This is a genomic window from Pseudomonas sp. CCC4.1 (assembly GCF_035019225.1).
Lineage (GTDB): Bacteria > Pseudomonadota > Gammaproteobacteria > Pseudomonadales > Pseudomonadaceae > Aquipseudomonas > Aquipseudomonas bubulae.
The window spans coordinates 61,058-86,926 of sequence record NZ_JASJWL010000008.1 but is presented as its reverse complement, the minus strand read 5'-3'; the positions used below and the strand labels follow the sequence as shown (position 1 = coordinate 86,926).

General features: G+C 55.4%; 22 protein-coding genes and 2 pseudogenes. 10 read left to right on the top strand and 14 right to left on the bottom strand.

All coding sequences use genetic code 11. From position 1 onward, the window contains the following. Nucleotides 1-89 precede the first annotated feature (89 nt). Nucleotides 90-1,301 (bottom strand): pyridoxal phosphate-dependent aminotransferase, encoded by a 1,212-nt coding sequence (locus QN377_RS05580; RefSeq protein ID WP_095002241.1) that lies wholly within the window; start codon nt 1,299-1,301, stop codon nt 90-92. 222 nt (nt 1,302-1,523) lie between these two features. Between QN377_RS05580 and msrB the strand changes: the two genes are divergently transcribed. Then, on the top strand, nt 1,524-1,919 hold the full coding sequence (gene msrB, locus QN377_RS05575; RefSeq protein WP_095002240.1) for a peptide-methionine (R)-S-oxide reductase MsrB: 396 nt from the start codon (nt 1,524-1,526) through the stop codon (nt 1,917-1,919). 17 nt (nt 1,920-1,936) lie between these two features. Next, nucleotides 1,937-2,422, top strand: coding sequence for a glutathione peroxidase (locus QN377_RS05570; protein WP_095019381.1), 486 nt, complete (start codon nt 1,937-1,939; stop codon nt 2,420-2,422). Between the two features lie 142 nt (nt 2,423-2,564). Here QN377_RS05570 and QN377_RS05565 read toward each other — a convergent pair whose 3' ends face one another. Then, complete coding sequence (locus QN377_RS05565; protein ID WP_095002238.1) at nt 2,565-4,913, bottom strand: hybrid sensor histidine kinase/response regulator; 2,349 nt, start codon at nt 4,911-4,913, stop codon at nt 2,565-2,567. A gap of 177 nt (nt 4,914-5,090) precedes the next feature. Here QN377_RS05565 and QN377_RS05560 point away from each other — a divergent pair, with 177 nt between their 5' ends. Further along, nucleotides 5,091-5,984, top strand: a complete 894-nt coding sequence (locus QN377_RS05560; RefSeq protein ID WP_095002237.1) for an ATP-binding protein — start codon at nt 5,091-5,093, stop codon at nt 5,982-5,984. Beyond that, nucleotides 5,977-6,459 (top strand): GAF domain-containing protein, encoded by a 483-nt coding sequence (locus tag QN377_RS05555; RefSeq protein ID WP_095002236.1) that lies wholly within the window; start codon nt 5,977-5,979, stop codon nt 6,457-6,459. The genes QN377_RS05560 and QN377_RS05555 overlap by 8 nt, the downstream gene beginning before the upstream one ends. Before the next feature lie 6 nt (nt 6,460-6,465). Here QN377_RS05555 and QN377_RS05550 read toward each other — a convergent pair whose 3' ends face one another. The 4 genes and pseudogenes from QN377_RS05550 to QN377_RS05535 form a co-directional block, all read right to left on the bottom strand. Continuing rightward, nucleotides 6,466-9,420, bottom strand: coding sequence for an HD domain-containing phosphohydrolase (locus QN377_RS05550; protein ID WP_095019380.1), 2,955 nt, complete (start codon nt 9,418-9,420; stop codon nt 6,466-6,468). Nucleotides 9,421-9,499: 79 nt separating this feature from the next. Further along, the gene (locus QN377_RS05545) at nt 9,500-13,129 is read right to left on the bottom strand and encodes a transporter substrate-binding domain-containing protein (protein ID WP_323567612.1); all 3,630 of its coding nucleotides are present in this window, start codon (nt 13,127-13,129) and stop codon (nt 9,500-9,502) included. A gap of 8 nt (nt 13,130-13,137) precedes the next feature. After that, nucleotides 13,138-13,764, bottom strand: a complete 627-nt coding sequence (locus QN377_RS05540; RefSeq protein WP_095002233.1) for a response regulator transcription factor — start codon at nt 13,762-13,764, stop codon at nt 13,138-13,140. Between the two features lie 266 nt (nt 13,765-14,030). Beyond that, nucleotides 14,031-14,611, bottom strand: a pseudogene (locus tag QN377_RS05535) (deoxyguanosinetriphosphate triphosphohydrolase); the annotation flags it as partial. A gap of 550 nt (nt 14,612-15,161) precedes the next feature. Here QN377_RS05535 and QN377_RS05530 point away from each other — a divergent pair. Together QN377_RS05530 and QN377_RS05525 are read left to right on the top strand one after the other, a co-directional pair. Next, the gene (locus tag QN377_RS05530; protein ID WP_141228814.1) at nt 15,162-15,722 is read left to right on the top strand and encodes a hypothetical protein; all 561 of its coding nucleotides are present in this window, start codon (nt 15,162-15,164) and stop codon (nt 15,720-15,722) included. A gap of 178 nt (nt 15,723-15,900) precedes the next feature. Further along, nucleotides 15,901-17,262, top strand: coding sequence for a deoxyguanosinetriphosphate triphosphohydrolase (locus tag QN377_RS05525; protein ID WP_306108787.1), 1,362 nt, complete (start codon nt 15,901-15,903; stop codon nt 17,260-17,262). 87 nt (nt 17,263-17,349) lie between these two features. Here QN377_RS05525 and QN377_RS05520 read toward each other — a convergent pair whose 3' ends face one another. From QN377_RS05520 to QN377_RS05500, 6 genes and pseudogenes are all read right to left on the bottom strand, one after another. Then, nucleotides 17,350-18,003 (bottom strand): hypothetical protein, encoded by a 654-nt coding sequence (locus QN377_RS05520; RefSeq protein WP_095002231.1) that lies wholly within the window; start codon nt 18,001-18,003, stop codon nt 17,350-17,352. Nucleotides 18,004-18,491: 488 nt separating this feature from the next. Next, a pseudogene (locus QN377_RS22830) lies at nt 18,492-18,593 on the bottom strand (hypothetical protein); the annotation flags it as partial. Nucleotides 18,594-18,760: 167 nt separating this feature from the next. Continuing rightward, nucleotides 18,761-19,099, bottom strand: a complete 339-nt coding sequence (locus QN377_RS05515; RefSeq protein WP_095002230.1) for a hypothetical protein — start codon at nt 19,097-19,099, stop codon at nt 18,761-18,763. Further along, nucleotides 19,096-19,470, bottom strand: coding sequence for a phage holin family protein (locus QN377_RS05510; RefSeq protein ID WP_095002229.1), 375 nt, complete (start codon nt 19,468-19,470; stop codon nt 19,096-19,098). Before QN377_RS05510 ends, QN377_RS05515 begins: the two co-directional genes overlap by 4 nt. A gap of 1 nt (nt 19,471) precedes the next feature. After that, the gene (locus QN377_RS05505) at nt 19,472-19,786 is read right to left on the bottom strand and encodes a DUF883 family protein (protein WP_095002228.1); all 315 of its coding nucleotides are present in this window, start codon (nt 19,784-19,786) and stop codon (nt 19,472-19,474) included. 142 nt (nt 19,787-19,928) lie between these two features. After that, the gene (locus QN377_RS05500; protein WP_095002227.1) at nt 19,929-21,662 is read right to left on the bottom strand and encodes a cation:proton antiporter; all 1,734 of its coding nucleotides are present in this window, start codon (nt 21,660-21,662) and stop codon (nt 19,929-19,931) included. A gap of 209 nt (nt 21,663-21,871) precedes the next feature. Here QN377_RS05500 and QN377_RS05495 point away from each other — a divergent pair, with 209 nt between their 5' ends. Together QN377_RS05495 and QN377_RS05490 are read left to right on the top strand one after the other, a co-directional pair. Continuing rightward, nucleotides 21,872-22,108 carry a glutaredoxin family protein gene (locus tag QN377_RS05495; protein ID WP_095002226.1) on the top strand — a complete coding sequence of 79 codons (237 nt, stop codon included), beginning with the start codon at nt 21,872-21,874 and terminating at the stop codon, nt 22,106-22,108. Nucleotides 22,109-22,150: 42 nt separating this feature from the next. After that, entirely contained in the window at nt 22,151-23,041 is an 891-nt protein-coding gene (locus QN377_RS05490; RefSeq protein ID WP_169916717.1) for a pseudouridine synthase, read from the top strand. Between the two features lie 48 nt (nt 23,042-23,089). Here QN377_RS05490 and QN377_RS05485 read toward each other — a convergent pair whose 3' ends face one another. Together QN377_RS05485 and mobA are read right to left on the bottom strand one after the other, a co-directional pair. After that, nucleotides 23,090-23,311 (bottom strand): YgdI/YgdR family lipoprotein, encoded by a 222-nt coding sequence (locus QN377_RS05485; protein ID WP_095002224.1) that lies wholly within the window; start codon nt 23,309-23,311, stop codon nt 23,090-23,092. A gap of 104 nt (nt 23,312-23,415) precedes the next feature. After that, entirely contained in the window at nt 23,416-23,985 is a 570-nt protein-coding gene (gene mobA / locus QN377_RS05480; RefSeq protein WP_095019377.1) for a molybdenum cofactor guanylyltransferase MobA, read from the bottom strand. A 78-nt stretch (nt 23,986-24,063) separates the two neighbouring features. On the opposite strand from mobA, the gene moaB reads away from it, so the two are divergent. Together moaB and glp are read left to right on the top strand one after the other, a co-directional pair. Then, nucleotides 24,064-24,603 carry a molybdenum cofactor biosynthesis protein B gene (moaB, locus tag QN377_RS05475; RefSeq protein ID WP_095002222.1) on the top strand — a complete coding sequence of 180 codons (540 nt, stop codon included), beginning with the start codon at nt 24,064-24,066 and terminating at the stop codon, nt 24,601-24,603. Beyond that, nucleotides 24,587-25,813 carry a gephyrin-like molybdotransferase Glp gene (gene glp / locus QN377_RS05470; RefSeq protein ID WP_095019376.1) on the top strand — a complete coding sequence of 409 codons (1,227 nt, stop codon included), beginning with the start codon at nt 24,587-24,589 and terminating at the stop codon, nt 25,811-25,813. The genes moaB and glp overlap by 17 nt, the downstream gene beginning before the upstream one ends. Nucleotides 25,814-25,869: the final 56 nt, after the last annotated feature.

Sequence of the window (25,869 nt, the reverse complement as noted above, 5' to 3'; positions counted from 1 at the left end):
GGGGGAGGTCCGTAAAGACGCAGAATGAAGAATGTTTCATCAGACACATGTTGTGCGACTTTTGATTGGTCGCACAACATGTTCAGAAACTACTGACGATAAGTCTTCAGAAAGTTACCGATCCGGCCAATGGCCATGTCCAGCTCGTCGACACGAGGCAGGGTCACGACACGGAAGTGATCCGGCCACGGCCAGTTGAAGGCGGTGCCTTGTACCACCAGCAGTTTTTCCGAGAGCAGGAGGTCCAGCACGAATTTCTCGTCGTTGAGGATCGGGCACACTTTCGGGTCGATACGCGGGAACGCATACAACGCCCCCATCGGTTTCACGCAACTGACACCGGGGATCGCGTTGAGCAGTTCCCAAGTGCGGTTCCGTTGCTCAAGGAGGCGTCCGTTGGGCAGTACCAGATCATTGATGCTCTGGTAGCCGCCCAATGCGGTTTGAATGGCGTGCTGGCTGGGCACGTTGGCGCATAGGCGCATGTTGGCCAGCATGTCGATGCCTTCGATATAGCCCTGAGCGTTTTGCTTGGGCCCGGAGATGGCAATCCAGCCCGAACGGAAACCCGCAACCCGGTACGACTTGGACAGGCCGTTGAAGGTCAGGCACAACACGTCAGGGGCCAGTGAAGCGGTGCAGATATGCACCGCGTCGTCGTAGAGGATCTTGTCGTAGATCTCGTCCGAGAACACCACCAGATTGTGCTGGCGGGCAATCTCGAGCATGCCCAGCAGGACTTCCTTGGAGTACACCGCACCCGTCGGGTTGTTCGGGTTGATGATGACCATGGCTTTGGTGTTTGGAGTGATCCTGGCTTTTATGTCCTCAAGATCAGGCCACCAGTTGGCTTGCTCGTCGCACAGGTAGTGCACCGGATGGCCGCCAGCCAGCGTCACGGCAGCGGTCCACAGCGGGTAGTCCGGCGCGGGTACGAGAACTTCGTCGCCATTGTTGAGCAGCGCCTGCAGCGACATCACGATCAGCTCGGACACGCCGTTGCCCAGGTAGATGTCTTCGATGCCGACACCTTCCACCTGCTTTTGCTGGTAGTACTGCATGACTGCCTTGCGGGCGCTGAACAGGCCTTTGGAGTCGCTGTAGCCCTGGGCTGTCGGCAGGTTGCGGATCACGTCCTGGAGGATTTCGTCCGGCGCTTCAAAACCAAAAGGTGCCGGGTTGCCGATGTTCAGCTTGAGGATGCGATGGCCTTCCTCCTCCAGTCGTTTGGCGTGCTTGAGCACCGGGCCGCGAATGTCATAACAGACGTTGGCGAGCTTGTTTGATTTGCTGACCTGCATGGCGATGTGATCCCGAAAATGAACGATCCAGGCGATGTGATGACCACTGCACTGGGAAATTCTGTGTTTGCACACAGTGGCTAACACCGCTTTGCTTCAAGAATCCGTTTGAATGCAGCTAGGGCGGGTGCCAGACTGGTGATTAACGAGGCGCAATCATACGTGCCACCCGATCCCTGGAAAAGCCACCGGTCGGGGTTTTTCAGTGACAGAGGCAGAACCATGGAAAAGTTGAACAAAACCCTGGACGAATGGAAGGCCATGCTCGACCCGGAGCAATACAACGTGTGCCGCCTCAAAGGCACCGAACGGCCGTTTTCGGGGAAATACAACGCCACCAAAACTGACGGTGTCTATCACTGTATCTGCTGCAACGCGCCGCTGTTTGACTCCAGCGCCAAGTTTGACTCTGGCTGCGGCTGGCCGAGCTTTTCCCGGCCCATTGGCGACAGTGCGATGGTCGAGATCCGTGACGTCAGCCACGGCATGGTGCGTACCGAAGTGGTCTGCGCCAAATGTGATGCGCATCTGGGCCATGTGTTCCCTGACGGTCCGCCCCCGACCGGGCTGCGCTACTGTATCAACTCGGTGTGCCTGGACCTGGTCCCTCGCGTCTGACTTTTTGAGGTGTTGCCATGAACGATAACCTGCTCGATATTGCCTGTACCACACTGGTCGGTGAGCAAAAGGCCTTTGGCGATTTCGGCGGCAAGGCGCTGCTGGTGGTCAATACGGCCAGCAAGTGCGGCTTTACTCCGCAGTACAAAGGGCTGGAGGCGTTGTGGCAGCAGTACAGGGATCAGGGGCTGGTGATTCTGGGCTTCCCCTGTAACCAGTTTGGCAAGCAGGAGCCGGGCGACGAAGCGGCCATTTCCGGGTTTTGCGAGCTGAATTTTGGTGTGAGCTTCCCGCTGTTCAAGAAGGTCGAGGTCAATGGCCCCCAGGCTCATCCGCTGTTTGTCCAGCTCAAGAGGCGTGCGCCGGGGCTGTTGGGCTCGCAGGGAATCAAATGGAACTTCACCAAATTCCTGGTCAGTGGCGATGGCAAAAGCGTAAAGCGCTATGCCCCGACCACCAAGCCTGAGGCGCTCAAGGCCGATATCGAAGCGTTACTGGGTTAAAATCGCTCTATCTGTAGCCGCTGACGAGTGGAATGAGGCTGCGATCGGCGGCGCAGCCGTCGCAAATCCTGCAAACCGTGTCTGTCTGGTGCACCCTGGTGCATCATTTTGCGACCGCTTCGCGCTCGATCGCGGCCTCGTTCTACTCGTCGGCGGCAACACGGTTGGTGTCTCTGTCTCGCCTTTGCGGCACCCATACCTCAATCAACGCCGCCAGCTCTTCGCGCCGAAACGGCTTGGCCAGATAATCGTTCATCCCCGCCGAACGGCAGCGCTCACGCTCTTCGGGCATGGCATTGGCGGTCAGGGCGACGATGGGCAACTTGGGCCAGCGCCCGCGATGGCGGATTTGCCGTGTGGCTTCGTAGCCATCCATGACTGGCATGTTGCAGTCCATCAACACCAGGTCAAAGGTCTTCTGCTCCAGCCGACTCAGCGCCTCGCCGCCGTGGCTCGCAACCACCACTTCACAGCCCAGCTTGCTCAACATGCCCTTGGCCACCAGCTGGTTGACCGGATTGTCTTCGACCAGCAGGATTCGCGCGCGGTGGACCGCAGGAGTATTCACGGTTTGAGTGCCCTGTACCTCGCCGTCGTCCTTGAGCAGCAAATGTTGCAAGGTCTTGTACAGTGCCTGACGCGACAGGGGCCGGGCTTTTTGTTGCAGGGGTGCCAGCGCATTGACCTGGTCACCGGGCATAAAGTTGCCATACGCGGTCACCAGCAGGATCGGCGCACTGATGGCCGGGCGCAGGCCAAACAGGCACTCGGCACAGTCGGTAATCAGTAACTGTGGATGGGTGTCGGTCAGTGAGTCGTCCTGGGAGTAGCGTGTGTAGTCCAGCCCCCACAGGGGCAAAAAACTGCCAAGCATTTCGCTCAGCCCGCTGCTCGCTGCACTCACCACAATAACCCGGCCGGACAACGGCTTTGGCTGGATGGCGGGGGTATGGCAGGGCAGGGGGAGTTCGGCGCAGAACTGGCTGCCAAAACCGACTTCCGAGCTGATGGTCAGGCGTCCGTGCATGACTGCGCACAGACTGTTGGTCAGGGTCAGACCAAGCCCGGTGCCACCATACTGGCGGGTGATGCCGGCCTCTGCCTGAGTGAAGGGGCTGAAAATTCTGGCCTGGGCCTCCTGGGCGATGCCGATGCCGGTATCGCAAACCTCGATACGTACCTGATCGCCTTGCGCGCTGAGCCGTACATCCACCCGCCCGAATCGGGTGAATTTCAGCGCGTTGGACAACAAATTGCTGACGATCTGTCGGACCCGGGTCGGGTCCCCCATGACCAGTGCCGGAAACTGCGGATCGATCAGGCAGGTCAGTTCCACGCTGGGTGCGGCGTTCTGTGACAGCAGGTTGGCGGTATCTTCGATCAGCGTGCCCAGGTCGAAGGCAATATGTTCAAGCTCCAGTTGGCCCGCGTCGAATTTCGACAGGTCGAGAATGTCATTGAGCAGCTCGACCAGAACCTTGCCGGAGTCATGGGCAATCGACAATTGCTGGTGTTGCTCGGCATTCAGCGGGCTGTCCAGGCACAGCGCCAGCATCCCGAGCAAACCATTGAGCGGGGTGCGTATTTCATGGCTCATATTGGCCAGAAACGCTGAGCGTGCCTGGGCCATTTCCAGGGCAGTAGTGCGCGCAGCCTCAAGCTCTTCATTGGAGTGGCGCAGTTGCTCGTTGCTGGCCTCCAGTTCCTGGGTGCGCACAGAAACAATGGTTTCCAGCTGTGCCAGGTACTCGGTCAGGGTGTTTTCGGCGCGGCGCCGGTATTCCATTTCACGGGCCATGGCCTCGAACTGCTGATTGGCAGCGTTCACCAGTACGCCAATTTCATCGTTTTCGTGACCGCTGGGGCAGTGCACTTTCGACTGCCCCGGATCTGCGGGCTTGCCATCGCTGATCTCACGAATCACTCGCACCAGCGGCTTGGTCAGCATGACGTAAAACAGGCCCAGAAGAATAAAGGTGAGCACGATGCTGCGAATAAAACCGCTGAGCAGTGTGACTTCCGCCCGCTGCAAAAACCGCTTGCCGAAGGGGTAGGTATCCACCTCAAGGTGCAAGACCCCCATGCTTTGTTCGGGGAGGTGATTGAAGTACAGTCGCTGGTCAAATGAGCGGTTGGCACCGAACAGAGAGTCGCTCAGCGCCCGATAACGGCCGGTTTCAGGCAGATCCTGCACCGCCGAGAGCACCAGATAGTCGTTGTCGAGCAGTTGTGCGGCGGTGATCGCCGGTGAGCGCACCAGCCCTTGCAAAAGCTCTTGGGCAAGCTCCGAATCAAGGTTGTAGGCAATGCGTGATGCCGGGTTGTGACTGATCTCGAGTAGCGACTGGATTTCGCGATCGATGGCGGCGTTTTCACTGGCATAATCGATGCCGATTTGCAGCAGGCTAAGCAGGGTCCCCAATATCAGACCGACCAGCACAGTCAGTTTGGCTTGCTTGAAAGACAGGCGGTGGGTGAGTTTTATGTCCATTGGGGGTGTTGCACCTGTTTCCATTTCCTTGCGGCGTGCAAGAGTAGTCGATTCGTGGGTCAACCGGCAGGCATTACTGCGGTATTTGCGACCTGGCGATGTGAGTCGTAATGTGGTTTGAGCTGAATGTAGGTCATATCAATATGCCATCATTGTGTATCAGTCTGAGGAAATGTTGTGAATTCTAATCTGGATGCCTTTCTGCAACGGGCCGAAGCGGTCCTCGCACGTCTTGAACCCTTGCTGCCTGCTCAGCGTGAGCCGATCGAATGGCATCAATGCCTGGCGGCCCGTTGGCAGCGGGAGGGGCGTTCGGGTTACCTGATGCCATTGCAAGTCAGCCTTGATATGCGCCTTTCGGACCTGATCGGCGTCGATAACCAGCGGGATCAACTGGGTCGCAATACCAAACAGTTCCTTGATGGTTTGCCGGCCAACCACGCTCTGCTTTGGGGTTCGCGCGGTACTGGCAAGTCTTCGATCATCCGCGCACTGCTTGCCGAGTATGGCAATGCGGGCCTGCGCCTGATCGAGATCGAGCGTGACCATCTGGCCGACCTGCCGCGGGTGGTCGAGCAATTGCAAGGTTTGCCCCAGCGCTTTGTGCTGTTTTGCGATGACTTGTCATTTGAGGCGGGTGAAAGCGATTACCGGGTGCTCAAAAGCGTGCTCGATGGTTCCCTTGAGCAAGCGCCGGATAACGTCCTGCTTTACGCCACGTCGAACCGCCGTCATCTGGTGCCCGAAAAGGAAAGCGATAACGAGAACTGGAAGAATGTCGACGGTGAGTTGCATCCCAATGAAGCTGTGGAAGACAAGATCGCCTTGTCTGATCGCTTCGGCCTGTGGCTGTCGTTTTATCCGTTCACCCAGGACCATTTCCTGAGCGTGGTTGAGCACTGGATCGATGTATTGGCCACCAAAGCCGGTTTGCAGTGGCAGCGCGACGAGGCACTGGATATTCTGGCGGTGCGCTGGGCAACCGGGCGTGGCAACCGCAACGGCCGTTGTGCCTATCAGTTCGCGCGTTATTGGGTGGGTTTGAAATTGTTGGAGCAAGTGAATGATTGATTTGAACGCCACAGGTGCAGGCCTGAACGGCTATGGCCTGTTGCAGGCTCAGTTGGAGTCGTTGTTGGCAGATGAGCGTGACTTTATTGCCAACGCTGCACAGTTCTCGGCGTTTTTGTATCACCAGCTCGATGATCTGAACTGGGCCGGGTTTTACCTCAATCGTAATGAGGAGCTGGTACTGGGCCCGTTTCAGGGGCAAATTGCCTGTGTTCGTATCCCGTTTGGGCGTGGCGTCTGCGGGGCTGCAGCGGCGAGCCGGCAAACGCAGCGAGTTGAAGACGTGCATGCATTTGCCGGGCACATCGCTTGCGACAGTGCCTCCAACAGTGAGTTGGTCGTGCCGTTGATCAAGGATGGTCGCCTGATCGGCGTGCTGGATCTGGACAGCCCGAGCATCGGGCGCTTCAGCGAGCAGGATCAGTTGGGCATTGAAGCGCTGGCGGCCATCTTTTTGCGCTTGAGCGAGTGCTGATCCGCATCAGTTTTTCAGCCCGGCCTTGAGCATCAGCGCATCGATATCGACCGTATCGATTTGTTGAGGGTCAAGAAACTGCCGGGCGTATTGCAGGTAAATCTGTTCGTGCATGAACAGCGCGAACAGTTGCGGATCAATATGGGCGTCATGGCACATGGCGGCCATGATGTTCAGCGCCTCACTCAAGGTTTTGCTGCGTTTATAGGGGCGATCCGACGCGGTCAATGCCTCGAAAATATCGGCAATTGCCATCATCCGTGCCTCCAGGCTCATTTCCTCGCGTTTCAGGCGTTTTGGATAACCGCTGCCATCCATTTTTTCGTGATGCCCCCCGGCAATTTCGGCAATGTTGCTCAGGTAGGCAGGTAGCGGCAGGCTGCTGAGCATCAGGATGGTTTGCACGATGTGGTTATTGATGATGTAGCGCTCTTCGCGGGTCAAGGTGCCGCGCCGGGTACTGAGGTTGTACAGCTCGCCACGGTTGAATTTGTAGGGTGGTACTTCGAGTTTGAAGCCCCAGGGGTTTTCGGGGTCAATCAGGTCGGCCTCGGGGCGAGTGAACAGGTGCTCGGGCTTGTCGGCCAGCAGCGACTCGGTCACCGGCAAGGCTTGCTCCTGGCGGGTGGACTGGCGTTTGTTTTCTTCCCAGGAAACGCCCAGGCGATCATCCAGCGTGCGGGTCCAGGTGCGGCGCGCAATGGCGTTCAAACGCTGCAGGTCTGCCTCCATCATGGCTTCCCCGCCCAGATTGCACTGGGCGACAAAAGCGAAGTCATCATCCAGCTCAAGCAGGCAGGCATCTCGCAGGTGCGCCAGCTGTTGATCGTCGCCACCCAGGGCCCGTGCCTGCCAGTAATTGACCCAGGCATCGCGCTTGAGCACTTCAAAGCGGGTGCGGATTTCGTGAATGCGGTCGTACAGGGTTTCAAGCTTGGTGGCCTTGTCGACCACATATTCCGGTGTTGTGACCTTGCCGCAGTCGTGCAGCCAGGCGGCGATACGCAGCGCCTCCCATTGCTCATCCGTGGGAGCGTACTGCTCAAAGGGTGGCTGCCGGCTCGCAGCAGCCGCCTGTGCCAGCATCAATGTCAGGATTGGAACCCGTTGGCAATGGCTGGCGGTGTACGGGCTTTTGGCGTCTATAGCCCCCGCCAGCAATTGGATCAATGCATCCAGCAACTGTTTCTGCCGAGCCTGCAGGCGCTGGCTTTCAATAGCAACGGCAGCTGTACCGGACACCGCCTGGATAAAGGCAATCCGGTCGGCCCGCAAGTGGTCCTGATCGTCAGTCGAACCACTGTCGTTCAATACCAGCACAAGAATACCCACCGTTTCGCCCTGGCGGTTGTGCAGGCGAATGCCGATCAGGTGGACACTCTGGCTGCCCAGTTCATCCATCACAGACTGCAAGTCACCCGCCTGTTCAAGGGTGAGTGAGCGGGCGACACTGTCATGACCTTCGAAAAGCGCCCGTAACCACTCGGGGCTCTGGCTGTCGTCAGGGTTCAGCACGGGCGCGGGCTGGGTTGCCAGATCCTGGGGCTGGCCGTTGATGATCAGGCCTTTTAACTCCAGTTGAGTACTGTCGTTTTTTGTCAGGTAGATCAGCCCGGCCTCTGCCTGAGCAATCTTGAGAGTCTCGAACAGTACGGACTGCAGCAAGGGTTCAAATCGGGTATGGGCCGAAAGGCTGGAGGTGATTTCAAAAAAGCTGGCGAGGGTTTCTTTCATGCGGCCCATGGATGCCTGCATCTGATCGATTTCGAGCACGGGCGATTGTCGTGTGAATGGATAGTTGAAATCGAACCGTCGAACCGCATCGGCTTCACGCACCAATTCGCGCAAGGGCCTCACCAGCAACCTGGAGGTCACCCACCCCATGGGCAGGCACAGCACCAGGGCGCCCAATGTCACCAGGGCCCCTTGCCAGCGCAACTGATAGGCATCGGCCAACAGCTCGTCTTGCGGGACCATCATTGCCAATTGCAAGCCATTGGCACTGCCATCGTCCACCTTGAACCGCGAAACGATCCATTGGCGCTGGCCGTCGTCCAGGCGCTGCTGAGCATCTGCCCCTTGATTGATCAGCAGTCCAAGGGCCGGATTCAGCTCCGAGACTTTGGGCAGTTTGGTGGGGTCCATGGCGTTCAATAATTTGTTGAAGTCCGGGTAAGCGATGGCCCGGCCATCATCGCCAAACAGAACAATCTGTGTACCAGGCGTTGTTTGATGGTCGGCCAGGGTGGCGGACAGTTGAGACAGCGTTACATCGGCACCCATCACCGTATTGGCAGTACTGCGTTTGGCGAGTGTAGTACCAACTTCGTGGGTGGTAAAAAACAGGTAGGGGCTGGTGGTGGTCTGATTTTTGTCGGCATCCTGCGCAATAAACCAGCTGCGCACGCGGGGGTCATAGAGCTCATTGGGGATGTTGCGCTGTTCGAGCTGTTTCAGATTTGCATCCAGATACAGTTTTTTTGAATTAACCGTGCCTTGCCGGGCTGCACGTGTTATCGACCATACTTCGAAGCTAGCTTGGGGTGGGGCTTTTAACTGGCGCCGGATCTCTTGATTGCGTAAAGGCCGGACCAGGAAAAAGTTGCCGTTGTCATCGCCCAGGTATAGAGCTGACAGTGTGTGGTTGTCTTCGAGTGCTTGTACAAAGGGCTGCAGCAGGCCTGTTCGAAGCTCGACCTGGTCGGTTGTGGCCGCAGAATCAAGAATTAGCAGGTTGAGCGCATGCCGTATGGGTTGATAGGCATCCAGCAGGTCATCCTGAACATCCTGTTCTATGTAGCTGAACAACTTTTGGCTGCTGTCGAGAATGATGCGGGTGGTTTGCTGGTAATTGAATACGCCCAGTACAACGCCCAGCAATAGCAACAAAAATGTAAACATCGCACTTATGTGAGCATGCAGCGGGTACTGGCGCCGATGGGAGAGCGCACTGTTGCGCATGGGCTGATTCTCCGCTGATGTAGGCGTGCTGGTATCTATCAGCATAGTAAAACCGCGCCAACCTGCCTTTGATTGGCGCTCAGGTGTGCTTCGTCAACGATTCAAGTTGCAGGGCCAGCGCCTGTCCCAGTGCACGCATGGAGACCTGCACTTGCTCGCGGGCCTGCACAAGGTTAGCGGGCGTGGCTTGCTCCAGTGCCTCGCAGTTGTTGATCAGGCTTTGGGCGCCCACGATGCGGGCAGCGCCTTTTATCCTGTGGGCAATTTCGACAAACGCCTGCAATTCGCCGTTGTCAGGTAACTCAAGCAGCGTCTTGAGATCCTGGCAGTTGCTGCGGAGCAGTTCTTCCAGCAAGAGTCTTGTTCGTTCCTTGTCGCCTCCTGTAAGCGGGCTGAGAGCGTCGGCGTTGAAGACTTCCGGGCAGTGGAATAGCGGCTCAAGCATGGCCAGTCGTTGACTCAACAGGGTCAGGCTGATGGGTTTGAACAGGCAGTCGTCCATTCCTGCCTGCTTGCAGCGTTGCCGCTCTTCCGGTTGGGCATTTGCAGTAAACCCCAGCACGGTACATGGCCGTTGGCTGGAGGCCAGCTCATGCTTGCGTATGGCTCGAGTCAGCTCATAGCCATTCAGGACAGGCATGTTGCAGTCTGCAATGACCAGGTCGAATTTTCCTGTCTTCCAGGTTTTCAAACCTGCGGCGCCGTCGTGCTCGGTGGTAAACCTGTGCCCTAAAAATCCAAGTTGCTGGCACATCAGCAAGCGGTTGGCCGGGTGATCATCCACCACCAGTACGTTAAGCGGATGAGCGGCAGGGTTGATTGAGGGTTCTTGTGCGGGGGTGCACTGGGACGGCGTCAGGGTCGGCACTTCAAGTTTTATCTGAACCTGGGTACCTGCACTTTCCTGGCTGCTCAGTACCAGGGTGCCGCCCATCATTTCGCACAGGCTACGGCAGATGACAAGGCCAAGACCGGCACCATTGAGCGCCAGTTGCCCGCTGTTCTGTGCCTGGGCGAAGGGCTCAAACAGGCGTGCCTGATCACGCTCGCTGATGCCGATGCCGATGCCAGTGTCTTTGACGCTCAAGTGCAGTTCAGTCCGCTCAGGGGTGCCGGCTGGCAGCAAGTTGATTTCAAGCGTCACCCGGCCTTGTTGGGTGAACTTGATCGCATTGCTGATCAGGTTGGTCAGGATTTGCTTGAGACGAAGCGGATCGATCAGTACGTCGGGTAGATCGTCTGTTGCATCGAAACGCAGGTCGAGCGTGAGGTTTTTTTGCCGCGCCAGGCCATCAAAAATCCGCATCACGGAGTGTGCCAGTTGGTGCAGATTGACGCGTTCCGGGGACAGGTTCAGGCGGCCGGACTCTATACGGGCAATATCAAGAATATCGCCTATCAGCTCCAGCAGGTCTTTGGCCGAGTTATAAGCAACTTCAATGGACGGGCGGTCGAGATGCCCATGGTCGGCGCGCTTGAGCGTCAGTTCAAGCAAACCGATCACTGCGTTCATCGGTGTACGGATTTCATGGCTCATGGTTGCCAGGAAGGTGCTTTTGGCCCGGTTGGCATCATCTGCCAGCTCCTTGGCCGTACGCAGCTCATCCAGTAGCTGATGACGTTCACTGATATCAATCCAGCCACCGATGATGCCCTGTACTTCGCCCAGGGAGTCCCGATAGGGAAGAATCCAGTGATAGATAGTGAGCGTTTTTTCGCCGATTCTCAGCGGGCGATCAGTCACCAGCGGAGTACCTTCACGCATGACACGCAGGTAGTCGGCCTGATAATCACGGGCTTCACATTCGTTGCTCAGGAGGTCGCAGGTTTGCATCACGGTCTTGCCGATGACTTCTTCGCGCCTGGCTGAAAAGGCATTCAAGTAGCTGTCATTGCAGGTTTTCAGAACACCTTCGCGATCACGCACATAAATAGGATGAGGCGTACCGTTGACGAGCGCACGCATGAACTCGAACTGATCGCTGAGTGCACGTTCGGCCGATTTTCGTTGCCGGATCTGGCGCCGCATATAGGCATTCCAGATCAGGGACAGCAACAGTAAAAGGCTGGTGCCAATGATGAACTGGTAGAACAGGCGATGGTAATTGTGCCAGTAACTGTCAGATGCCGGCACATAGCCCCGCCAGCGGCTGTTGATAATGCCCAGCTCATCAGGCGCGATACTCAACAACGCCTTGTTGAGGATTGAGGACAACTCGCTGGCATCCCGGGCAGTGGCGAGGGAAAACATGGCGGGTTGGGTGCCGATGGTGGCACTGATTTGTAACCGGTCCTGAAACAACCCCGAGGCCAGCAGGTAGTTGGCGATGACCAGCGTACTGACTGCACCTTGCACTTTCTCTTCGGCCAGCAGTTCTGTGGCGCGATAGATATCCCCGGTTTCTACCAGTGTTATCTGCGGGTATTGACTGCGCAGGTAATCGGTCAGGGGATTGCCTCGGGTCAAGGCCAGTTTTTTACCCGCAAGTTGTTCAAGGCTCGCAGGTTGCCCATCACCTTTTGCCGTAAGCAGGACAAAGGAGTTCACCAGATAAGGACGGGTGAAACTGAGGGCGCTTTCTCGTGAGGCTGAAGGATTGATGGCCGAGATAATGTCGGTTTCGTGCCGACTGATCATTCGGGTCATGGTGTCGAGGCTGTTCGTGCGTTGTATTTCGAAGCGCAGCCCCGTGCGCAGACGGATCATCTCCAGCAGGTCGGCAGTAATGCCTCGGAAATCCCCGCTGGCATCAAAAAATGTCAGGGGTGCCATGGTTTCGTTGACCACTACCTTGACCACAGGATGCTTGAGCAGCCAACGGGCTTCTCGCTGAGTAAGCTGCAGCTTCTGATCGGACAGTAGAATGTCACTGCCAGCGCTCCAGCGTTTGGCAATGCTTTCTTGTTCACTGTTGGGTACGGCCTTGAGTGTGGCGTTGATGATGCCTAGCAGGGGCGAGTTGTCCCGACGCACTGCAAAGCTGAATCCATGGGCTTCGTGTTTGCCAAAATTGGCCATCTTGATGTTTTTCAGGTACCCCTTGTTGATCATGTAATGGGTCGACACAGTGTCCCCCAGAAAAATATCCGCCTGATCGAAAGCCACGGCATTAATGGCATTTTGATAGGACGGATAAGACTGGATGATTGCCTGGGGATAAAGCGCCTTTACTTCCTCCTGGGGCAGATAGTGGTACACCATACTCAAGCGCAAACCGGCGAGGCCTTGGGAGAGTGAGCGTGTTTCTCCCTCTCGGGTCACCAGGACGGGTTGGTCGATGGCATAGGGAATGGAAAGTACAAGGTGCTGGTTCGCTGCCTCAAAGCCGTTGGAAGTACCCAGCAGGTCAATCTGGCCGTCCTCGAGTGCCTTGATGGCTGCTTCTCTGGAGGCAAAGCGCTGGATCCTGATCGACAGCTTGAGGGCTTTGCGCAGAAGGTCGGCGTAATCTGCGGTGAGGCCTTCGTAGTCCCGACCGCTATCGGTCATGTCGAACGGTGGATAGTCGGCAGCAGAGGTGCCGATCACGAGTTCGCGCTTATTTTGCAGCCAGTATCGTTGAGTGTTGTCCAGGGGGACTTCAATGTGGCCGGAACTCGAGCGGCTGAGCAACGTAAGGGTTTCACTGCGGACCGGGGCGGCCAGCACGGGCACGCACAGAACTAACCCCGCAAAAAGTGACAGGTACTTGATTAATCGTGCGGGCATCCTGTTTTTCATACAAGACCATTACGTTTTGCCAGCTCGATAAGTTCCACCAGCGAATGGGCTTTCAGTTTTTGCATGAGGCGCTTTTTGTAAGTGCTCACGGTTTTGTTGCTTAAAAACATGCCGGCTGCAATGTCCTTGTTTGTTTTGCCTTGTGCGAACAGCTTCAGAACCATAAGTTCCCTGTCGTTGACAAGTTTGAATAACTCGATTTCAGATGAGTTGTTGTGATCGTTTGTTTCAGAAGTCAATGCCTGGCTTGGAAAATAGTTGTAGCCAGAAAATACCGCTTTTATTGCACTGGTAAGCTCACTCAGCTCTTCTTGTTTGCACACATACCCGGCTGCACCGGATTGCATGCAGCGCATGGCGAAAAGTGTCGGTGACTGCGATGTGAGAACCAGCGTCTTGAGGGCTGGGCTTATTGAGCTGAAGCGTGACAGCACTTCCAGGCCATCGAGTTTGGGGATGCTGATATCAAGAATTACCAGATCAGGAGTGCACTCGCGGATCATCTGCATGGCGTCTACTCCATTGTCGGTTTCTCCGACTATTTCATAACCTTCATGTTCTAACAACATGCGAATTGCGAGCCGGATTACAGGATGGTCGTCGACAATAAATACGGTGTTCATATTGATTCCCCATAAGGTGCTGAATAGAAAGCGCGACCTTAGCTCAGATGTAAGAGCTGGGGCAGGAACCGGGGAGCCTACAAACGTAGTATGGGAATTATCCTACGCAAAATAAGGCGATGGCTCACTAATTACACAAGGGGAGAGGCGTATTTAAATGTGCGTTTAAAGATTTTTTGAGTTTAACGCCGGGCGCGCGAGTATATTTCTTTCCTGTGTATGGAAAAGTCTTACTTGCTACTTCATGTAGTAAACATAGTGTTTGATCAAGTGGAGCTGCGTGCCCTCCCTGTTTGGCAGGGGAGGGCAGCGGTTGTCAGGCGGGGGGTGGAGTGACCTGTCATTGCTCTGGTCATTTCAGTGGCATAACTGTCGGTCATGCCGGCAATAAAGTCGTTGATGCGCATAAACGATCGATGTAATGGCCACTGTGGGTCGGGAGCATTGTTGCCCAGCAAATCGAGGATCCGACGGTTTTGAACGATGGGGTACGACCGCCATGCTGCCCAAGTGCGGCGCCACAGAATGCATTGAGGAGGATTTCCAGGGACGTATAGGCACCCGTTTCATGCAAGGTTTTGCATTTGTCCTGGAAGATTTTTTGCGTGCCATGTCTTTGTTGTCCAGCACGCAACGTGGCCGTGCCGTGCATATGCTCGACCAGATCCCCTGGTGCCGGCAGTGCTTGCTGTTGTTCGACAAAAGCCCGGGCAGCGGCGTTGGTCAGATGTTCGATGGCCTTGCCGCGCAGTATTGCCCGTTTTCGCCGTCGTGAGTCGTTGGGGCCAAGCAGGCGAAAAGTTTCAGGCAAATCATCGCCCACCAGGTTCAGCAGCAGGGACTCGACACATGGAGAAGCTGCGTTTGCGTTTGGGAACCTCTCTTGGTGATAAATGGACAAGGCTAGTTACATCATTGCAGTTTTGGATATTTTGAAGAGGGCATGATCTGCCGTTGAGGGTCTTCAGGTTTAGAGTATATATGTGTTTGATGGGTTGGTTTATGTAAGGTTTTCCTTAAGTAATAAGTGTTTTTTATGTGCGGTGAACTCTATTTGCTTCCTGTTGACTGGCTATAGGCGGCAAAATACCCAGTTCCTTTTGTGTGGTCAGGTTGGGCTATTAGGGAAGGTGTTTATAAGTCGTGATCTTTCTCTACCTATTATAGCTTGTCGAGTGAGCTGGGGTGTTTGTAATCTGCGCTTTAGTCAGGGGGGATGCTAGCTGTAAGGGGATGTTAAATTTTCTGTTGCTGATTGACTGTCAGGTATAGCAGTGGAGAAGTTGTTAGCAGGTTGTGAACTTATTTTTGTGTAGGGGGTAGTGGCATTTTACAATCAATCGTTTTGTGATAGGATTTGTCCGTTCTAGCGTTGATTGGTTTATGCAATCTATTAAATGGAAAAGGAAAAAATGGATAAAATTATAAGTGTTGTATTTGCGTCGTTGATTGCGGTTTCGTCGTTTGCAGCATCAGCAGAAACCTTTGAGCGAGTAGAGCTTGATAAAGATAGAACCAGTGTTCAGTACGCTGGCCCTATTAAGTCAGTCACTAAATCGCTTGAAGGTTATAAGTGGCTTGGTCAATCAGATGACATGAATGGTGGCGTGGTTTTTGAGCCGTATGCAAACCCTGATTTTGGTAAAAATGACACTGAAACGGGGGGTGCAATCATGGTGGCCGCCACATTCTATCTTTATGATAAGCCAGTTAAAGAGGCTCTGATGATTGCTCGTCAAAGCGAGATTCCGGGTTTTGTTGAGTTTTACGGGTACGAATCAAGAGAGCTACAATTGCACGTGAGGATGGCTGATGATAATGCATTCCAAGCTTTTTCAAGTGCAGACGAATATCGTAGGCCGGAAAAGTTAATGGAATATAAAAAGGTTGAACAATTTAATAAGAGTAACTATGAGAGCAAGTTGAAGTCTGCACTTGATGATGGAACTGTTTTTTAGTGACGGCGTCTAGAGAAAAGGCTGCCTTGGCGGTCTTTTTTATTTTTATGGTTTGGGGTTTTTTTGAAGTAGGGGGCTTGGTCCAGGTTGGAGGGTTGAATTGATCAGCTTAAAGTGTGTTTTGAACCGTGGTATAAATCAACGGTCTTAGGTGTTTATCAATTACTGGGGAGCACGCATGGAAAGCATGAGTTGGGACAAGTTGCTGAATAATACCCGTCTTGGCGGTCGTCCTCCTAAATCTGAGCTAGGCCGTTCACCTTTCCACTCAGACCACGACAAGGTTATTTTCTCCGGAGCTTTCAGACGCCTTGCCAGAAAGACTCAGGTTCATCCTCTTGCCACTAATGACCACGTTCATAACCGTCTCACACACAGCTTGGAAGTGGCTTGTGTAGGCCGTACCCTGGGGGTGAGAGTAGGCCAGGAACTTCTGAATGAAAGACTTATTCCTGAGCAACATTCAGCTTCTGATATTGGTGATATTGTCCAGACTGCTTGTCTCGCTCATGACATTGGCAACCCTCCCTTTGGGCATACAGGTGAAGAAGCTATTCGTCACTGGTTCACCAATGATGTTGGGGCGAAGATAATAGAACAATTGCCTTTTAATGAAGCTACTGATTTACGTAGATTTGAAGGCAATGCACAAGGGTTTAGGGTTTTAACGACCTCGGAATATCATCCCTATGAAGGGGGGATGCGTCTTACTTATGCGTCGCTTGGCGCTTTCATTAAGTATCCTTGGCTTGCTGGTGATGCTGTTAATGGGCAAAGACCTATTCAGAACAAATATGGTATTTACTGTTCTGAATTGGGTTTGTTCAATGAAGTGGCGGACGCTACTGGCTTGTTAAAGCTGGGTGATGGTTGGCGGTGTCGCCATCCACTGGCTAACTTGATGGAAGTGTCTGATGATTTTTGCTACGCCATTCTTGATTTAGAGGATGGTGTAGAGATGGGTATCCTTGAGTGGGATAAGGTCTTTGAAATACTGTGCCTTGTCCTTGATGATCACCAGAAGAATCAGTTAGTCAAAGAAATTCAAGGCATGAAGGTTGGCCGTAGGCTCTCTATGATTCGTGGGAAAGTTATTTCAGCTTTTGTAGATGCTGGAGCGACTGCTTTCATGAATAACCATAATGAAATCATGACTGGCAAGGTTCTAGGTATTTTAGAACTTTGTGATAAGAATGTCCGTGAGTGTGTAGCCGCCGCCAAAGGTCTTGCGCGTGATGAAATCTTCCAGCATCCCAGGAAGGTTGAGTTAGAAATAGGGGCTTATAGCACTATATCTACGCTGTTAAACGTTAGCTGCTCTGCTGCTTTGGAATATGTCAGAAAGGGCGGTGTAGCTGATTCGAAGACGAGAAGGGTGGTAGAGCTTCTTGGGCTGGACTTGAATAATTTAGACGCCAGTGGGGGTGTTTCCAAGGAGTACGGTGCAATGATGCAGGTTCTGGATTACGTGAGTGGCATGACCGATAACTATGCCATGCACTTGGCTCGACAGTTTAATGGTATGGGCGGGGAGCGTTGAGCCTGCGTGTACATAATAGCCAGCTGTTTTATTATGTGATTGCAAATGTGCTTCTCATTGAAAAGGCCACCTAAGTGGCCTTTTGTATCACAATTCAGCTTTTAATTTGTCGAATTCATTTTTTATTTCACGAAGCATTAACTTGCGTCCCTCATTTGCTTTGGAGTTTCCAATAATGGCAGAGATGGAAAATCCAACGGCAGTAAGGGCTGTTCCTACTACATAGCCAAACCATCCTTTGGCAATGTATACGCTAAGGGCAGTCACTGCGAGTCCGGCGGCGACAACAATTTTGTTGCCGTTATAGGTTTTGAATTCCCCGTGCTCGTAATACGTTTGCGTAACTGCAAGTGAGGCCAGGCTAAAAAATGTGCCTACGCCCGGCAATGCAAACATTATAAAGTCTTGAAAAGTAAAAGTTTCTCTTTCGCTAATATACCCGAGTGTGTAAATCTCTCCATTCGGGGTCACTTGATAGGCGACTGGTTCACCACTTTTAAAAGCCATTAGAATTTTTTTGCCAACAGGAGCATGTAAACTCTCGTCAATGAGGATCGCTGGCAGCAAGTCACCGTTCTGAAACTCAAGCAATGCCTCAAGCTTGACATGAGTTCCTATATTGTTACTAACTGAAACGTTGTTGCCTTGCTTAGTGGTTGTAACTGAGCCGCTTGTGTGGGAGGTGACTGTTTTGTCCCTTAAAATGACTGCTGCACAATCGAACGCGGGCCTTCTACTCATGGCTATTCCTTAGCTTGCTAGCAATAAAAAAACGACTAATTCAAAAAATTAAGCGGGAGGCTGGCATAATGCCATTATTTGATGAGGGCCAGGAACTTATCAAATTTCCAAAGCCTGATCAAGCGGCTGTAGAGGCTTCATTCTTTTATGCGTTCGTTAGAGGCTAACAGGATGGGTTTCGCTGCTGCGCCAGAGGCGTAGAGCAGGTGACTTATAGGCAGGCGATGGCTAGTGTCTTTGTTTTGCTGGTGATGCAAACAACCGTAAATCCCTAATCAGTTCGAACGGGCTGTTCGAAGAGTGGTGTATTGGCTCTATAATTGTCCTGGCAAAAACTGAGGTTATTCCTAAGTGGTACAATTTCGTCTTCTTGTTCTTATATATTCTTATTTGTAACTAGTTGGCTGTTGACCCTGTAATAAGGTCGTTTTTGGCTGCGGAGCCTAAATACAGTTCGCTCGGTAGCAGCCGAACCGGTGCTTCTTGTCACCCAGGGAGCGGCCGACGCAACTGACTTCGAGGGAGTGGGTGAGGCGGGTGTGGATATGGTCGTTGCTGTTGACCGGATGGACCTGTGTTTTGCGCCCCAGCAGCTTCTCGTTTCAGAACGGATGACGCAAGTGGAGGCATGATCAGGAGCGCCATATGTGGCAGCGGGCTTGCTCACGATGCAGGCAGCGCGGTGTTTCAGTCAAACCGCGTCGATGCCATCGCGAGCAAGCCCGCTCCCACAGAAGGAGGGGGGGAGGCTTTCTGTTCAGGGCTTGCGCGAGGCCTGGATCACCATCTTGATCAGTGGTATCAAGCCAGTGGTCAAGCTGATCCAGCGTGACGTGCCCCCGGTGTTTTTGCTTTTGGCGCCTCTGCCGGTCAGGAACCCGAGCAGGGTGACAATCCCCACACCCCACAAGGGTGCATGCTTGATCCCCAGGGTTTCCTGCCAGTTGCTGGTCATCCCGCGCATTTTTTGCAGGGGTTGCAGCAGTTGTTGCGACTCATGACGAATCTCCTGCCGGTGCATTTCCATGCGCAGGCGGATCAAGGTTTTGCGCAACTCCTGGCGTGAAGCATTTTTCGGCAATTCAGGCAGGCTCATGGCAACAAACGCTCGCGGTCTTTGGCCAGCTCTTCAAGCGTGGCATTGAAAGGAGAGGATTCATCGAATATCGCGGCGTTGAGGCGCAGCCCGCAGAACACCGCGGCCAGCGTATAAAACACACAAAGCCCGATAATGCCGGGGATGCGGTAGCTGTCCCAGAGCAGGATCATCACCAGCGCCGACAGTCCGATCAGCAGCAACAGCGCGAACACCAGTGCCAGCCCGGCAAACAACAACAGGCTGACGGTGCGTGCCTTCTGCTCTTGCAGTTCGATGCCCAGCAATTCGACATGGCTGTGCAACAGACCCAGGAATGCGGCACCCAAGCGCCGCGGTGAGGAACGGGGGGAACCGGATTCGTCTGTCATATCAGCGCCGGGTTGCCAGCAGGCCCAGAACAAAGCCGATACCGGCCGCGATGCCCACAGACTGCCAAGGGTTTGCCTGCACATAATCTTCGGTGGCCACCACAGCCGCCTGACTGCGGTCTTTCAACGATTCCTTGGTTTCTTCCAGGGTTGCGCGGGCCTTGAACAGGCTGTCCTTTATCTGGGCGCGCAGTTCTTCAGCCTGGTCACCGGCCAGGGACGCGGTGTGTTCCAGCAACTTTTCGGCATCGAGTACCAGCGTCTGGAAATCGGCCATCAGGATTTCTTGAGCATTCTTTGCTGTTTTACGGGCCATGATTCACTCCATTAGTGGCTTGATAATCGTTCGAGTGTAGGCCTTCGGTGAAGGTTCACTCGTTTCCTTGGCATTGCTTACGCTGTTGGATGGGCAATGCCAGAGATGTCTTTTGTGTACAGAGGCAAAACCTTACCTTAAATCAGTCGTTTTCGCGGGGGATTGCAGCTTCCCGCGCGTCTTCGCTTTCAAAACAGCCTTCGAGCAGGTGATAGCGGTCATGGCGTACCTGGTCGACCCGGCGTTGCACGATTTTTTCTGACAGGCCCAGCAAAATCAAGGCATGGGAGGCGAGCATCAGGCTCGACTCGAGCAATTCCGGTACCACTTCAGTTGCCCCGGCGGCCTTCAGCTCGGTGAGCTGGCTGTCATCGCGGGTCCTGACCAGGATAGGCACTTCGAGGGTAATCAGCCGGGCTTCCTTGAGTACGCTCATGGCCACCTCGGTGTTGTCCACGGCAATCACCAGCAGTCGCGCACGATCCAGGCCTACAGCGCGCAGCAGATCACCCCGGCGGGCGTCGCCGTAGTGCACGCAGCTGTCCGCTTTAGCTGCTTCCTCAATGCGATCGGGGTCGTAGTCCAGCGCGACAAAGTCCTTGTGTTCGCTGCGCAGGAAACGGCCAATGGACTGGCCCACGCGGCCATAGCCGCACATCACCACGTGCCCGTGCAGTTCGGCGTTTTGGCTGGCGATTTCTTCCAGCTCCGCCTCTTCATAGGATTGCCGGTGCAGGCTGGCTGCGATAAGTGGCGCGGCGCGCAGCAGCAGGGGCGTCAGCAGCATCGAGCAGAACGTAGCGGCCAGCAGATAGGCAGCCATATCCGCCGGGATCAGCGAGTTGCTCTGCATCTGCGCCATCAGGGCAAAGCAGAACTCACCGCCCTGGGCCAGGGCCAGGCCACTGCGCCAGGCGGTTTCTCCGTCGCTGCCACGCAACTTGACCAGAATCGCGACCACGGCACCCTTGATCAGCATCAGGACCAGGGTCAGGCCTAAAATCAGGAAACCGTGGTGAATGAAAAGCTGCAGGTCGATCAGCATGCCGATGCTGACGAAAAACAGACCCAGCAGAATGTCCCGGAAAGGTCGGATATCGGCTTCAATCTGGTGTCGATAGTGGCTTTCACCCAGTAGCATGCCGGCCAGGAAGGCGCCGAGCGCAGGGGACAGGCCCAGCAGGTGGGTGAGCCAGGCGGTGAGCAGCACGATCACCAGCGCCAGCAACACAAACAGCTCTGCCGAGCGCGACGCCGCCACCTCGTGGAACAGGCGCGGCAGCAGGAAGCGACTGGCAAACAGCAGCCCCAGAAACAGGATCACAGTCTTGCCCAAGGTAACCGGCAAGGCCCAATACCAGGCCTGGTCGCTGCTGCCGGCGAACACCGGCACCAGGGTCAGCAACAGTACCGCGACCACGTCCTGAAACAGCAGTACGCCAATGGCATTCTGACCGTGACGGCTGAAGATTTCCCCCAGGCTAGTCAGCTCTTTACTTACGATCGCCGTGGATGACAGGGCGAGTCCGGCACCGAGCAGGAACGCGCCGTTAAGGCTCATGCCAAAGGCATACAGCAGGCCGCCCAGCGCCACTGCCGAACACAGCACTTGCAGGCTGCCCAGGCCAAATACCACCCGACGCAGCTTGAGCATCTTGGGCAGCGAGAACTCCAGCCCCAGGGAAAACAGCAAAAACACCACTCCAAGCTCTGCCAGGTCAGGCAGGTCGGGGCTGTCATTGATCCAGTCGAGGGCGGTGGGACCTACAAACAGGCCGACACACAGGTAACCCAGCACCGGCGGCAGCTTCAGGCGCCGGAACAGGGCAATGACCACCAGTGACGAGGCAAGGATGATTAACAGATTGGCAAACACGAAAGGCTTCCTTGGCAGGTCGGGAAAAAGGTCGCGAGCATCCGGCAAATACGAAGGTCTGTCGCTGATGTGGGTCAAGCGTAGTCGCAAGCAGGGGAATAGAGCGATTGTATTGGCAAATCAGGCATACGGCTGCGGGTATCTGCTACGGGTCGACGTCACCGGGCCAGGCTCTTAAGATAAACACTTTATTTCTAAGGTCGTTATTTATGCCTCCCGAATGCCAATTGTTCGGCACCCTGGGTTGTCACCTGTGTGAACTGGCCGAAGCGGTTTTAATGCCCTTGGTCGAGCATGGGTTGATGGTCGAGCTGGTCGATATTGCTGACAGCGACTCGTTGTTTGAAAGCTACGGCTTGCGTATTCCGGTATTGCGCCGGGTCGATACGGGCCAGGAGTTGGGCTGGCCGTTTGATACTGCGCAGGTGGTCAATTTTCTTGGATAAACCTGCATAATCACCGGCTGCATTTTCCGCTCGAGACCCTTTATGTCGTCCCAGCCTTTCATCGCCGCCGAGCATCAAGCCAGTACCTTGCACCTGCCGCCAGGCAGATGGTTGACGGTGCTCGACTGCCTGAGTGAACACTTCAGTGCCATCAGCCGCGAACAGTGGCTTGACCGTATCGCCCGTGGCCGGGTGCTGGATGCCGACGGTGCGCCTATCAGCCCGCAGCTGGCGTACCGGGAAGGCCTGCGCATTCATTACTTTCGCGAAGTGCCCAACGAAACGCCCATTCCGGTGCAGGAAACCATCCTGTATGCCGATGAGCATCTGGTGGTGGCGGACAAACCGCACTTCCTGCCGGTGACCCCGGGCGGTGAGTATGTCGAGCAAACACTGCTGCGGCGCTTGATCCGCACCCTGGGCAACCCCCATCTGGTGCCCCTGCACCGTATCGACCGGCACACGGCGGGCCTCGTGCTGTTTTCTGCCAATCCGGACACTCGTTCGGCGTATCAGTCGTTGTTTCCCACGCGCAAGATCGACAAACGCTATGAGGCCATTGCTCGCGCATTGCCTGAACTTGAGCTGCCGCTGGTGCATAAAAGCCGCCTGGTGGAGGGCGAGCCTTTTTTCCGCATGAAAGAAGGGCCGGGCGTCAGCAATACCGAGACCCTGGTCGACGTTTGTGAGAAAAACGGTGAGTTGTGGCGTTATGCGTTGTACCCCGTCACCGGGAAAAAGCATCAGTTGCGGGTGCATATGGCGGCGCTGGGGGCAGGGATATGCAATGACCCGTTCTACCCGGACGTGATCAGGGACGCTGTCGATGACTACGCCGAGCCGCTGAAACTGCTGGCCCAGAGTTTGCGCTTTGTTGATCCGCTCACGGGAGAAGCACGCCTTTTCGAGAGCAGGATTCATCTGGACTGGTAAAACAAAACCCGCACAAGGCGGGTTTTGTTTTAAGACCAGAGAGCGGTATTACAGCTCTTTAACGGTACGAATCTGGTCTTTGTTGATGCGGGTTTCTTTACCGTCCAGTTGCTTGAACTGGTAGAAGCCTGAGTCGTCATCGTATTTTGGCGCGTCGACAGTCTGGATTTCGCGACCGTCGTTCAGGGTGATCACCGAAGGCGAGGAGCAGCCGGCAAGGGCGGCCATGCCAGCAGCGAGCATCAGGGCGGCGAGAGTCCGGTGAGTCATGGTGTATCTCCAACAAGTGAATGTGCTGTTAATGATTACTGTCCTTGAGACGTATACATCGTCTGCAAGTTCCATTGCTAGCCCCAGGCAGACACTGGCGCGGATTATTTCAGCCAGTCCGGGGTATTGAAATTGGCCAGCCGCGGGTCATTTTCGGCGCATTGCCAGGCCCGTGCATTGAGCTGGAGCATGATTTTGCGCGGGCTGCGTTCACCTGCCTGCCAGGCGGCCTCGAATACATCTTTCAGGGCTGTGGGGATCACGCACAACAGCGGTTCCCAGTGCTCCCCGTGGCGCACCATCAGCGGCTGATCGGGATGTTGAGCGGCAGCGTCCAGCAGGGCATCGAGCAACCCGCGGTCGATTTTCGGTACATCGCAGGGCAACACCAACAAGTGTGAGTGGCGGGCCACGGCCAGCCCGGCGCGGATCCCCGCCAACGGCCCGGCAAAGTCATCATTGCCATCACTGACCAGTTGATCGGCCAGGCGGGTGTACTGTTCGTGGTTGCGATTGCACGAAATGATCAGGTCATCGGTCAGCGGGCGGGTGACGCGCTGGGCATACGCGATCAGCGGCTGACCCTGCCATCTCACCAGCCCCTTGTCCTGACCGCCCATGCGCTGGCCACGGCCACCTGCCAGCAGCAAGATGGAGCATTGAAACCGGTTCATATGGAACTCCGCGCAACCAGGCAAAAGAAGCGCTGTGATATAACACCGGGCTGTTTCTCCTACAACTGGACCTCGTCTATGAAAGCCAAGGTTGATGCACCTTTCGTACCTTTGAATATCGCCGTTCTTACCGTCAGTGACACTCGAACCCTGGAAACGGACACTTCGGGTCAGGTTTTTGTCGATCGCCTGCGTGATGCCGGGCACAACCTGGCGGCACGGGTGTTGCTCAAGGATGACCTGTATAAAATCCGCGCCCAGGTCGCGACCTGGATCGCCGACGATGGGGTGCAGGTGGTGCTGATTACCGGCGGCACAGGTTTTACTGCACGGGACAGCACGCCAGAAGCCGTCAGTTGTCTGTTGGACAAGCAAGTAGATGGCTTTGGTGAACTGTTCCGCCAGATCTCCGTGGCCGATATCGGCACTTCGACCGTGCAGTCCCGGGCTCTTGCCGGCTTGGCCAACGGTACGCTGGTGTGCTGCCTGCCGGGTTCGACCAACGCTGTACGCACCGGTTGGGACGGGATATTGGCCGAGCAACTGGATTCCCGTCATCGCCCCTGCAACTTCGTCGCCCACTTGAAGCAGGCGCCGGCCTGTGAAACCCGTGGATAAGCCGGGTCGAACCGGCGCGCTGATGCCCGTCGAGGTGGCACTTGAGCGTTTGCTGGCACTGGCTGAGTCGGCGCCGATCCTTGACACCGAATCGGTTCCGGTGGGCGCAGGGGATGGCCGCGTACTGGCCCACGACTTGATTGCAAGCCTTGATCTTCCCCCTTGGCCCAACAGTGCAATGGACGGTTATGCGTTGAACCTGGGCGACTGGTCCGGGGAACCGCTAACCGTTAGCCAGCGAATTTTTGCCGGTACTGCCCCGGAGCCACTGGCGCCAGGCACCTGTGCACGCATTTTTACTGGTGCCCCGGTACCTGCGGGCGCGGACTGCGTCGAAATGCAGGAAAATGCCGTGGTGCAGGTCGACGGACGAGTGGTATTTACCCATGCCTTGCGTGCAGGTCAGAACATTCGTCCTAAAGGGCAGGAAACCACCATTGGTGAGGTAGTCCTTACTGCGGGGACGCGCTTGGGGCCGATCGAGCAGGGTCTGGCAGCATCCCTGGGCTGCGCCGAGCTGCGAGTGATGCGACGGGTCAAGGTGGCAGTGTTATCCACTGGCGATGAACTGATCGAGCCCGGGCAGCCGTTGGGCCCGGGGCAAATCTACAACAGCAACCGCATAGTGCTGTGCAGCTGGTTAGCGCGCATGGGCTGTGAAGTGGTCGATGGGGGGATTCTGCCTGATGACTTGCCCGCCACCCGCCAGCGGTTGGGTGAGTTGGGAACGGTTGACCTGATTTTATCCACCGGCGGAGTGTCGGTTGGTGAGGCAGACTTTTTGGGCATTGCGTTGCGCGAAGAGGGCGAGCTGGCGCTGTGGAAGTTGGCAATCAAGCCGGGCAAACCCCTGACCTGCGGGCATTTTCGCGGTGTGCCGGTGATCGGCCTGCCAGGTAACCCTGCCTCGACTCTGGTGACGTTCGCGTTGCTGGCACGGCCTTATCTGCTGCGCCTGCAAGGCGTGCAGGCTGTCGAACCGCTGAAGTTCCAGGTGCCTGCAGGATTTGTCTGGCCCAAGCCGGGCAATCGTCGCGAGTACCTGCGCGGGCGTTTGGAGCAAGGGCGTGCGGTGATTTACAAAAACCAGAGTTCAGGCGTGTTGCGCAGCGCGGCATGGGCTGAAGGGCTGGTGGAAGTCCTTGAGGATTGCACCCTGGCCGAAGGCGACCGGGTGGGGTTTATCCCGTTGAGTGAAGTGCTGGGCTAGCACTGTTGCGTCACCCGTGGGAGCGGGCTTGCTCGCGATTGCGGGTGATCGCCATC

Excerpts from the sequence above, each read along its gene's own strand:
- msrB (WP_095002240.1), top strand. The coding sequence starts at position 1,524 with ATGGAAAAGTTGAACAAAACCCTGGACGAATGGAAGGCCATGCTCGAC.
- QN377_RS05530 (WP_141228814.1), top strand. The coding sequence starts at position 15,162 with ATGGAAAAGGAAAAAATGGATAAAATTATAAGTGTTGTATTTGCGTCG.
- QN377_RS05570 (WP_095019381.1), top strand. The coding sequence starts at position 1,937 with ATGAACGATAACCTGCTCGATATTGCCTGTACCACACTGGTCGGTGAG.
- QN377_RS05520 (WP_095002231.1), bottom strand. The coding sequence starts at position 18,003 with ATGAGTAGAAGGCCCGCGTTCGATTGTGCAGCAGTCATTTTAAGGGAC.
- QN377_RS05515 (WP_095002230.1), bottom strand. The coding sequence starts at position 19,099 with ATGAGCCTGCCTGAATTGCCGAAAAATGCTTCACGCCAGGAGTTGCGC.
- QN377_RS05525 (WP_306108787.1), top strand. The coding sequence starts at position 15,901 with ATGGAAAGCATGAGTTGGGACAAGTTGCTGAATAATACCCGTCTTGGC.
- QN377_RS05490 (WP_169916717.1), top strand. The coding sequence starts at position 22,151 with ATGTCGTCCCAGCCTTTCATCGCCGCCGAGCATCAAGCCAGTACCTTG.
- QN377_RS05565 (WP_095002238.1), bottom strand. The coding sequence starts at position 4,913 with ATGGACATAAAACTCACCCACCGCCTGTCTTTCAAGCAAGCCAAACTG.
- QN377_RS05550 (WP_095019380.1), bottom strand. The coding sequence starts at position 9,420 with ATGCGCAACAGTGCGCTCTCCCATCGGCGCCAGTACCCGCTGCATGCT.
- moaB (WP_095002222.1), top strand. The coding sequence starts at position 24,064 with ATGAAAGCCAAGGTTGATGCACCTTTCGTACCTTTGAATATCGCCGTT.
- QN377_RS05555 (WP_095002236.1), top strand. The coding sequence starts at position 5,977 with ATGATTGATTTGAACGCCACAGGTGCAGGCCTGAACGGCTATGGCCTG.
- QN377_RS05495 (WP_095002226.1), top strand. The coding sequence starts at position 21,872 with ATGCCTCCCGAATGCCAATTGTTCGGCACCCTGGGTTGTCACCTGTGT.
- QN377_RS05510 (WP_095002229.1), bottom strand. The coding sequence starts at position 19,470 with ATGACAGACGAATCCGGTTCCCCCCGTTCCTCACCGCGGCGCTTGGGT.
- QN377_RS05580 (WP_095002241.1), bottom strand. The coding sequence starts at position 1,301 with ATGCAGGTCAGCAAATCAAACAAGCTCGCCAACGTCTGTTATGACATT.
- QN377_RS05485 (WP_095002224.1), bottom strand. The coding sequence starts at position 23,311 with ATGACTCACCGGACTCTCGCCGCCCTGATGCTCGCTGCTGGCATGGCC.
- QN377_RS05505 (WP_095002228.1), bottom strand. The coding sequence starts at position 19,786 with ATGGCCCGTAAAACAGCAAAGAATGCTCAAGAAATCCTGATGGCCGAT.
- QN377_RS05545 (WP_323567612.1), bottom strand. The coding sequence starts at position 13,129 with ATGCCCGCACGATTAATCAAGTACCTGTCACTTTTTGCGGGGTTAGTT.
- mobA (WP_095019377.1), bottom strand. The coding sequence starts at position 23,985 with ATGAACCGGTTTCAATGCTCCATCTTGCTGCTGGCAGGTGGCCGTGGC.
- QN377_RS05540 (WP_095002233.1), bottom strand. The coding sequence starts at position 13,764 with ATGAACACCGTATTTATTGTCGACGACCATCCTGTAATCCGGCTCGCA.